This is a genomic window from Gemmatimonadota bacterium (genome assembly GCA_039715185.1).
Lineage (GTDB): Bacteria > Gemmatimonadota > Gemmatimonadetes > Longimicrobiales > RSA9 > DATHRK01.
This window is the reverse complement of the sequence record JBDLIA010000114.1, coordinates 1-8,584: the sequence shown is the minus strand read 5'-3', so window position 1 is coordinate 8,584 and position 8,584 is coordinate 1. Positions and strand designations below refer to the sequence as shown.

General features: G+C 69.7%; 9 protein-coding genes. All 9 read right to left on the bottom strand.

Annotated features, from left to right (window positions below; translation table 11 throughout):
* A partial coding sequence (locus ABFS34_14970) for a nucleotidyltransferase family protein (protein MEN8376727.1) occupies window positions 1–1,055 on the bottom strand: 1,055 nt, incomplete at its 3' end.
* Entirely contained in the window at window positions 1,052–1,675 is a 624-nt protein-coding gene (locus tag ABFS34_14965) for a NeuD/PglB/VioB family sugar acetyltransferase (GenBank protein ID MEN8376726.1), read from the bottom strand. The genes ABFS34_14970 and ABFS34_14965, both read right to left, overlap by 4 nt.
* The gene (locus ABFS34_14960) at window positions 1,672–2,718 is read right to left on the bottom strand and encodes an N-acetylneuraminate synthase family protein (GenBank protein ID MEN8376725.1); all 1,047 of its coding nucleotides are present in this window, start codon (window positions 2,716–2,718) and stop codon (window positions 1,672–1,674) included. Before ABFS34_14960 ends, ABFS34_14965 begins: the two co-directional genes overlap by 4 nt.
* Complete coding sequence (locus ABFS34_14955) at window positions 2,715–3,425, bottom strand: acylneuraminate cytidylyltransferase family protein (protein MEN8376724.1); 711 nt, start codon at window positions 3,423–3,425, stop codon at window positions 2,715–2,717. Before ABFS34_14955 ends, ABFS34_14960 begins: the two co-directional genes overlap by 4 nt.
* A gap of 35 nt (window positions 3,426–3,460) precedes the next feature.
* Window positions 3,461–4,438: a hypothetical protein gene (locus tag ABFS34_14950; protein ID MEN8376723.1), complete on the bottom strand. Its 978-nt coding sequence runs from the start codon at window positions 4,436–4,438 to the stop codon at window positions 3,461–3,463.
* A 61-nt stretch (window positions 4,439–4,499) separates the two neighbouring features.
* Window positions 4,500–5,678 (bottom strand): UDP-N-acetylglucosamine 2-epimerase, encoded by a 1,179-nt coding sequence (gene neuC, locus ABFS34_14945; protein MEN8376722.1) that lies wholly within the window; start codon window positions 5,676–5,678, stop codon window positions 4,500–4,502.
* Window positions 5,675–6,841, bottom strand: a complete 1,167-nt coding sequence (locus ABFS34_14940) for a LegC family aminotransferase (GenBank protein MEN8376721.1) — start codon at window positions 6,839–6,841, stop codon at window positions 5,675–5,677. Before ABFS34_14940 ends, neuC begins: the two co-directional genes overlap by 4 nt.
* Window positions 6,841–7,836 (bottom strand): SDR family NAD(P)-dependent oxidoreductase, encoded by a 996-nt coding sequence (locus ABFS34_14935; protein MEN8376720.1) that lies wholly within the window; start codon window positions 7,834–7,836, stop codon window positions 6,841–6,843. The genes ABFS34_14940 and ABFS34_14935 overlap by 1 nt, the downstream gene beginning before the upstream one ends.
* A 142-nt stretch (window positions 7,837–7,978) precedes the next feature.
* Window positions 7,979–8,584 (bottom strand): DNA repair protein RadC (gene radC / locus ABFS34_14930; protein ID MEN8376719.1); only part of this gene is annotated, 606 nt, incomplete at its 5' end.

Genomic DNA, 8,584 nt, shown 5'->3' with positions numbered 1-8,584 from the left:
GCGCCGCGGGCGCGATCGAGCTGCTCGGGGCGCCCGACATCGAGCCAATCGCCTCCCAGCGGGTGGAATCCGACGCGCAGATCTCCGTCTATGCAACTGGCCACTACCTCCGACATGTCCGTGCGCTCGCCGCTGGGTACCATCGCTATCGCTCGGGGGGACAGGACGTAGATGCCCGCGTTGATCAAGAAGCTCCGCGACGGCTTCTCCTCGAGCGCGACGATGCGGCGCCCATCGACCTCCGCCACGCCGAACGGCACCTGGACCGAGTACGTCTTGAGACAGCAGGTGAGCTCGTTGTCGGACTTCTCGTGTGTCGCGATGATGCCCGACACGTCTTCCCTGGTTATGAGATCTCCGTTCATGACCAGGATCGGATCGCTCTGCGGGCCCGGCAGCAACGCCAGGGCACCCGCGGTCCCGAGCGGCTCCGGCTCCTCCAGATAGCGAATCGCGCAGCCGAACTCCCCCCCGTCTCCGAAGTGCTCGCGGATCACGTCCGCCAGATAGTTCACGGAGAGGTAGATGGTCTGGACCCCGCACCCCACCAGGTGCAGGACGAGTCGCTCGAGGATCGGACGACCGGCCACCTCCAGCATGGGCTTGGGGACGGTCTCGGTGAGGGGATGCAGGCGCGTGCCGCGGCCGCCCGCCATGATCACCGCGGGGTTCGGCAGCTTCGGCGCGCCCAGGAACTCACGCATCGTATGCAGAGCCGCCAGGCGACCGCGCCCATCCAGCACGGGGACCTGACTCACGCCCCGCGCCTTCATGAGCTCGAGTACCTCGGCTCGTCCCGTCCCCTCCGCGACCCAGACGAACGGCGCGCTCATGCAATCGGTCAACACCCGGTCCGCCAGCCCGGCCCCGCGGAGAATGGCCCGGCGCAGGTCGCCGTCGGTCACCGTGCCCAGGACCTTGCCCGTTTCCGGCTCTGTCACGAACGCCAACTCGACGGCCCCTGCGTCGATCACGCCCATCGCCGCGCGGATGGTGGCGTCCGGCGGCAGCGCGAGCGACGCCAGGAAGCCCGCTGCCCGATCCTCGTGGATCATGCGGGCCGCGCCGGATTGCCAAGCACGGTGCGCCCGGCCCCAACGGCGCTGACGACTACGGCCCCCATGCCCACGACGGCCTCCTCTCCGATGTGTGTGTGGTCCCTCACGACGGCCCCGAGGCCCACGAACGCGCCTGCCGCCACGATCGCACCACCGCCGATCACGGCTCCGGGAGCAACGTGCACGAAGTCTCCCAGCGCGACGTCGTGCTCGATGACCGAGCGGCTGTTCACGATCGCGTGGGCGCCGACGCTCGCGCGCGTGTGCACGATCGCCCCCGGAAGGATCACCGCCCCCGCGCCGATGACGGCGCTCGGTGAGACCCACGCGGCGCGGTGAACCACGGTCATCCAGCCTTCGACGTGGGCCGCCGCTGCCTCTACCGCGCTGCGCCGGGCAGCCACGTCACCTGGTGCACCGAAGCCCAGCACCGCCCAGGGTTTGCCGAGCGATGGCAGGGCCTCATCGGCGCCAAGATGGGCGAGATCCGCGACCCGCGCCGCGGGGTCCGGGTCGAGGAAGCCGAGCACGGTCACGGCGTCGCCGAGCGAGCGCATGACTTCGGCCACCACGCCCGCGTGCTCTCCTCCGCCGATCAAGACGACGCGCCTCGTCATGGGGCCCTGAGGTCCTCGGTCGAGGCCATCTCTCCCGCGCGTACACCCTTGTTCAGGTGGCGCCCCACCAGCTCGCGCGCCTCTCGCGGCGGCAACCCGGTGCCCGGGCGAAGCATGACCAGGTCCTGGCGGGTGAGCTTGGCTCCGGGGTCGAGGTCGCGCCGGTAGTGGACACTCCTGCGCACCATCGGAGCGATGTCGGCCTCTGCGGCTGCGGGCACCTTGCGCCCGTCGCCCAGCGCCGCCTCCACGTCCCGGATGTTCACGAGAAGCTCGGCCAGGTCCGGCGGCTCGAGCGACGCGGCGTGGTCGGGCCCCGTCAGCGTTCGGTCCACCGTGAAATGCTTTTCTACGATGTCCGCGCCCAGCGCGACCGCCGCGAGCGCGATCGCGGCGCCCAACGTGTGATCACTCCAACCCACCGGCACATCGAGCTCGCGCCGCAGCGTCGCCATCGCCCGCAGGTTGCAGTCACCGGGCCGAGCCGGGTAGTCGGTGACGCAGTGCAGCAGCGCGATCTGCGCGGCGCCCGCGGCGCGGGCGACCTGCAGAGCCCGACGGCACTCGTCCAGGTCGGCCATGCCCGTCGAAAGAATCAGCGGCAGCCCGTACCCGGCCACGGCCTCGAGAAGAGGGTCGTTGACCAGATCCGGCGATGCCAGCTTGAAGCCCGGCACGCCGAGCCCGGCGAGCATCGAGGCGCTCTCCTCGTCGAAAGGCGTGGACAGAAAGCACAGCCCGGCTTCCAGCGCGTGATCGGCCAGCTCGGGGTACACGGCCGGATCCAGCCGAAGCTCGGCGAGCATCCGAAACTGGCTCGAGGAGTCCCCCGTGGCAGCGACTTGGTAGGGGGCCCGCGGCGCGCTCGGCGCCACCAAGCTGGCCGGGTCGAACGTCTGGAACTTGATGGCATCGACGCCCGCGGCCGCGGCGGCGTCGATGAGGGCGTGCGCGCGACCCGGGTCGCCGTCGTGGTTGACCCCGGCCTCCGCGATCACGAAGCACGGTCGCCCGGGGCCGATCGCGCGACCGCCGATCATCATGAGGCCGCCTCCTCCGTCGCCAGCGCGCGCGCCACCCGCAAGTCCCACGCGGAATCCACGTCCAGTGAACGCTCTTCGGGCATCACGTAAGCGACCGTGCGCTCCCCGTAGAAGCTGCCCCGCTCCAGAACCGAGGCGCGGGCGAGATAGATGGCGCCGTTGAGCATGAACGCATCGGGGAGATCCTGCCGGCGAACGGGCGACTCCCGCTCCGACAGGAACGGCCGCATCAGGCCATCCACATCGACGCTGCGCGCCCAGTACGGGTGGCAGGACGCCCGCGCGACGCTGATCACAGCGTCGGCCCCCGTGTCGAGCGCGATCCGAAACGCCGCGTCCACGTCAGCGCCCGTCCGGAAGGGCGACGTCGGCTGCAAGCAGACCACCCACGCGGGGACTCGACCCTCGCTCGCCCGGAACCACTCGAGCGCGTGCCTGATCGGCTCGATACCCGGAGTGTCGTCGCGCGCCAACTCGGCCGGTCGCGTGAACGGGGCCTCCGCGCCGCACGCCAACGCCGCCTCGCGGATCGCCTCGGAGTCGGTGGATACGACCACTCGGGCGACGGCGCGGGCGGCCAGGGCGGAGGCGATCGCACGGCACACGAGCGAGGCACCTCCGACGTCGGCCAGGTTCTTCTCGGGAACATCCTTCGACCCGCCCCGGGCCGGCACGATCGCCCACAGTTGCTCGGAATCCTCAGCCACTCCGGAGCCCTTCCCTTCCTCGATCCCGGGACCCACTACGTCCGGGGCCCGGCGTAGAAGGACGTGAGCGCTTCGCGATACTCGACCGCGATCACAGCCATGGCCGCGAACGCGCCGGCGATCACGGCCGCGAGAAGGCCGGCCATGAGGGCGGACAAGCCGGCCGGATCCATCGGTAGATTAGGCGACTCCACGACCGTGATGACGGGCGTGCTGCGGACTTCCTCGATCCTAGCCTGCTCGTAGGACTGGGCGATCGAGGAGACGAGGTCCTGCCGCATTACCACCTCGCGCTGAAGCCGTTCATGCTGAAAGGAGAGCTGCGGAGAATTGCGGAACTGCCGGTTCTCCGCCAGGAACGTACGCAGCTTATCCTCGGCCGCTTCCAGCTCACCGCGCAGCGCCGCGAGCCTTTCCCCGGCGAACGCTCGCTCGGCCGCCGCCTCCGATCGCCGCACCGCCATGTCGAAGGTGTCGACGGCGGCCAGAACGCGCAGCGCGAGCCCGCGCGAAAGTACCGGATCGCGACTCGCAACCTCCAGCTCCAGAAGCCCGGACTCTCGCTCGACGCGCACGCCGATGGCGTCGCGCAGGGCGTCGACCAGGGCGGCCTCCGCCCGGTCCGGACGCTCTCTGTCGATGCCGAATTGCTCGAACAGATCGAACTCCACGGCGCGGCCGTCGCTGTCCGCGACCACCGCCCCACGCGCCACCGGCTCGAGCACCGCCCGGCTCTGGATGAGTGCCGCGTAGAAGGCCGGGGAGCGAGGGCTCGCGTCCACCGGCAACGAAATGCCGAACTGCTGCGCCATGCTGGAGATGCGGCTGAGGTTGGGGTTGCTCTCCTGGGGCATGAACGAAGCGGTGGACAGGTAGGTTGCCGGCCTCAGCACGGTCACGAAGGCGCCAAGCAGGCCCCCAACGGCGCCAACCAGCAACAGCGCCCGAGCTCGCGACCTGAGCGCCCGCACCACGCGAGCGGGGGCGAGTCTGTATTCTCGCTCGGCGCTCACGCCACCGGCTCCCGCAACAGCATGAAGGCCTCCGAGGCTTCGAATCCCATGATCTCGATCTTCACGAACCGCGCGCAGGCAGGTCGTAGAAACGCTTCATGACGACTCCCTCCAGCGGCACGCGCGCCAACTCGGCGCAGATTCTGTGCGACGCTCCGCCTCGGTCGTAGGGAGACGGCTCTGCGAAAGCACCGTCCAGGAAGTCCGCGCTGAAGGCACGCTCAATGGCACCCTGCACAGCGCTGCGCTCGGCGTCGCAGTCGATCACCGACGCACCGCGCACCCGCCCGCGCTGGCGCGGACCGACGTTGACGGTCGGCGTGCCTACGCTCGGGGCCTCGATGATCCCGCTCGAGGAATTGCCAACGACCACGGCCGCCGCAGCCAGTAGACTCAAATACCTCTCCTGTCCGAGCGCCGCGAAAAGGCGAACCCGGTCCGGATGCTCCGACTCGAAGCCCCTCAGGCGATCGTTGAGCGCCCGGCCCGCGGCGTCGGCGTTTGCCAGCGTAATGACGATGCGGGCGGAACCGAGGCCAGCCAGAGCCGCCAGGACCTCGTCGAGATCGGCGACCTGGTCGCGGTCGCTGAGCGTAACGGGATGATATGTCGCCACGACCAGCGGTCCATCGCCGGACAGCGCCACGAACTCCGCCACCGCCGCATGCGACAGCAACGATGTGCGCCGCAGCCGATCCAAGCCGGGCGCTCCGAAGTCGAATACGCGATCCGGGTCCTCGCCCAACTGGATCACTCGGCGACGGTACTCGTCCGTCGCCACGAAGTGGTAGTGGGCCATCTTGGTGATGGCGTGCCGAATCGCCTCGTCCACGGCACCCTCGGCCGCCTCGCCCCCGTGCACGTGCGCGATCACGTGTCTGGCGATCGCCGCCGCCTGGGCCGCCGCGAACGACTCGAACCGATCCCCCAGGATGACCACGATGTCCGGATCGAGGCGCCGAAACACGTCCGCGAACCCTATCAGCCCGAGCCCGACCGACTTCGCCACCGCGGACGGCGTGTCCGCCGACAGCAGCGACTCGACGATGTCGTCCGGCGGGAAGCCTGCTTCCTCGAGGTGCGTGACGGTGCGACCGAACTCCGGCGAAAGGTGCATGCCGGTCGCGACGACTTGTAGCTCCAGAGCGGGGTCCTCACGAACGTCGGCCATGAGCCAGCGCAGCAGATCGAATTCCGCCCGACTGCCCGTGACCACGCACACGCGGCGCGGCGCGCTCATCGCCGACACCCCAAGGCGGCGGAGCTGGGGACATTCAGCACGGTTCGCGCGGCGCGCCCGGTCTCGGGCAGCTCCATGCGCGGGCAGTCGGCGTACGGCGCCAGCGTGTGCAGAGGAGTCCACGCAGGGCGCGTCCGGTAGCCCGCGGCGTGATTGTGAGCCAGGATGTCCTCCAGCAGGCCCTCCACGTCGGGCAGGATGAGGGCGTTGAGCCAGTAGTTGCTCTCGGCGTGGGGCGGCTCAGCCATCACGCTCACGCCGTCGATCTCCGCGAAAGCCGCCGAATATCGCTCCGCCAATTCCCTCTTCGCCGCCAGGAACTCGCCCAGGCGGTCCAGTTGCGCGCACCCCAGCGCGGCGTTGAGCGCCGGCATGCGGTAGTTGTAGCCGACGGCGTCGTGCCTGTACTCCCACGCGTGCGGGATCTTCGCGGTCGTGCTCAAATGACGCGCGTGCGCCAGCAGATCCGCGTCGCGAGAAACCACCGCGCCCCCGCCGCCCGTGGTGACGATCTTGTTCCCGTTGAAGCTGAAAGCGCCCGCCGCGCCGAAGAGACCGGTGTGCGTGCCCTGGTGACGAGACCCGAGCGACTCCGCCGCATCTTCGACAAGGATGAGGCCGTATTTTCCGGCGACATCGGCGAGGCCCGCCAACTCGCAGGGGTGCCCGAACACGTGCACGGCGACCAGCGCACGGATGGGTCGGCCGGTGCTCTTGTTCTTCGCCCCGGCGGAGTCACCGACGGCGATCCGACTCAGGTACGCATCGACGGCTATGGGATCCACGCCGAGCCGCTCGGGCTCGATGTCCACGAAATGAGGAACGCCCCCCGCGTGCACGACCGCCGCTGCGGTCGCCGCGAACGTGAACGCCGGCACGAGTACTTCGTCACCCGGACGCACGCCGGCGGCGACCAACGCCAGTTCCAGCGCCGCGGTGCCGTTCACCGTGGCCGCGACGGGACCCCCGACGACGGTGGACAGTCGATCCTCGAACTCGTCCACGTACCGTCCCCCGTAGGAAACCCAGCCGCTCTCGACGCATTCGGCTACGGTGGCCGCTTCGGCTTCGGACAGATCGGGCTCATGCAGGCCCAGCGGGGACTTCAGGGCTCCCACGACCCGAGCGATCGCCGCGGTGATGTCGGCCGGCCGCACGGCCATCACACCGCGTACGCGTCTATGCCGCCGGCCGCACGGACCGAGGGGTCGGAGAACCACTCGACGGTCCTCTCCAGACCCGCGCGCAACCCGTCGCGACCCCCCAGAGCGGGCCGCCAGCCGGCCACCTCGCGCACACGGTTGTTATCGGAGAGCAGACGGTCCACTTCGCTTCCCTCGGGCCTAACGCGCGCGTCGTCGCGCGCGAGCGCCGGCTCTACGCCGACGATGTCAGCGATCAAGGCGACGAGTTCCGCGATCGAAATCTCGAATCCGGTGCCCAGGTTGAAGACCTCGCCGGCGCCCGCCGCGGCCCCCGCGAGAGCGAGAAAGCCCCTCACCGTGTCGTCCACGTAGGTGAAGTCACGGGTCGGATGCGTCGACCCCAGGCGCACGGGGCCCGGGCCAGCGAGCATCTGCGTGATGATCGTCGGGATTACGGCGCGAGCCGACTGGCGCGGCCCGTAGGTGTTGAAGGGGCGAACGACGGTCACCGGCAGATCGAACGAGTGGCAATACGAGAGCGCCAGCTGATCCGCTCCGATCTTCGTGGCCGAATACGGCGACTGCGGCTGCAGCGGGTGCGATTCGTCTATCGGCACGTTCAACGCGGATCCATACACCTCGCTCGTGGACGTGTGCAGGAACCGCTCGACCCCGGCTTCGCGGGCAGCCTCCAACACGTTGAGCGTGCCCGAGACGTTCGTCTGAACGTAGCTGCGCGCGGCCTGGTAGGAGTAAGGAATGCCGATGAGAGCGGCGAGGTGGAACACCATGTCGCAGCCGTCGACCGCGCGCCGCATCTGGCCCGAGTCGCGGACATCGCCCGCGAGCACTTCGAGCTGCTCGTGATCGCGCTCGCGAGACTCGTCCAACCAGCCCAGGCTGCCCCGGGAGTTGTACCGCACCAGCGCACGCACCGAGTCGCCGCGCCTCAGCAGCGCCTCGACCAGATGCGATCCGATGAATCCTCCAGCACCGGTGACGAACGCCCTCACGACTCCTCCTCCACGATCTGCCCTTGTCCGCCCGGCCGTCCGCACCGTGGCGCCGGGTGGGAAGACCCCCTCGTCCGCCGGCGAACCCGTTCTGGCGCGATGGTAGCCGCGGCGCGAACCCGCTGCAAGCCGCCGGACGCCCTCAGTCCTTCGCGCCCGCGCCCCGCGCGCCGCCTCCATCCAGCGCGCCCTGCTCCGCCAGCGAGACCCAGCGACCGTCTCCGATGACCACGTGGTCCAGAACCGGGATGCCCAGAATCCGCCCGCTCCGCGCGAGCTGCGCGGTAACGGCACGATCCTCGGGTGACGGGGTCACGTCGCCGGAGGGGTGGTTGTGGACGACGATGATAGCGGAAGCGTTCTCGAGGATGGCGTGACGGAACACCTCGCGGGGGTGGACGATGGAGGCGTCGAGGATCCCTCGCGACACCTGGACCTCGCGCAGCACTCCGTGTTGGCTGTCCAACAGTATCGCCCAGAACTCCTCGTGCGGCAGATCCCGTAGGCGTGGTCCGCACAGATCGAAGACGTCACTGGGGTGTCGGATCCGCCGCCTGGCCACCGGCGACTCGCTGGCGAGGCGGCGCCCCAACTCCAGCGCCGCGCTCACACGCGCCGAAACGGCGGGGCCGACTCCGGGGACCGCCTCCAGATCCCGCTGAGGCCTCCGCGCGAGCGCTCGCAACGATCCTCCGGAGGTGGACAACAGGTCTGTGGCGACGTCCACCGAGTTGCTGCCCGGAGGGCC

Excerpts from the sequence above, each read along its gene's own strand:
- ABFS34_14965 (MEN8376726.1), bottom strand. The coding sequence starts at position 1,675 with ATGACGAGGCGCGTCGTCTTGATCGGCGGAGGAGAGCACGCGGGCGTG.
- ABFS34_14960 (MEN8376725.1), bottom strand. The coding sequence starts at position 2,718 with ATGATGATCGGCGGTCGCGCGATCGGCCCCGGGCGACCGTGCTTCGTG.
- neuC (MEN8376722.1), bottom strand. The coding sequence starts at position 5,678 with ATGAGCGCGCCGCGCCGCGTGTGCGTGGTCACGGGCAGTCGGGCGGAA.
- ABFS34_14940 (MEN8376721.1), bottom strand. The coding sequence starts at position 6,841 with ATGGCCGTGCGGCCGGCCGACATCACCGCGGCGATCGCTCGGGTCGTG.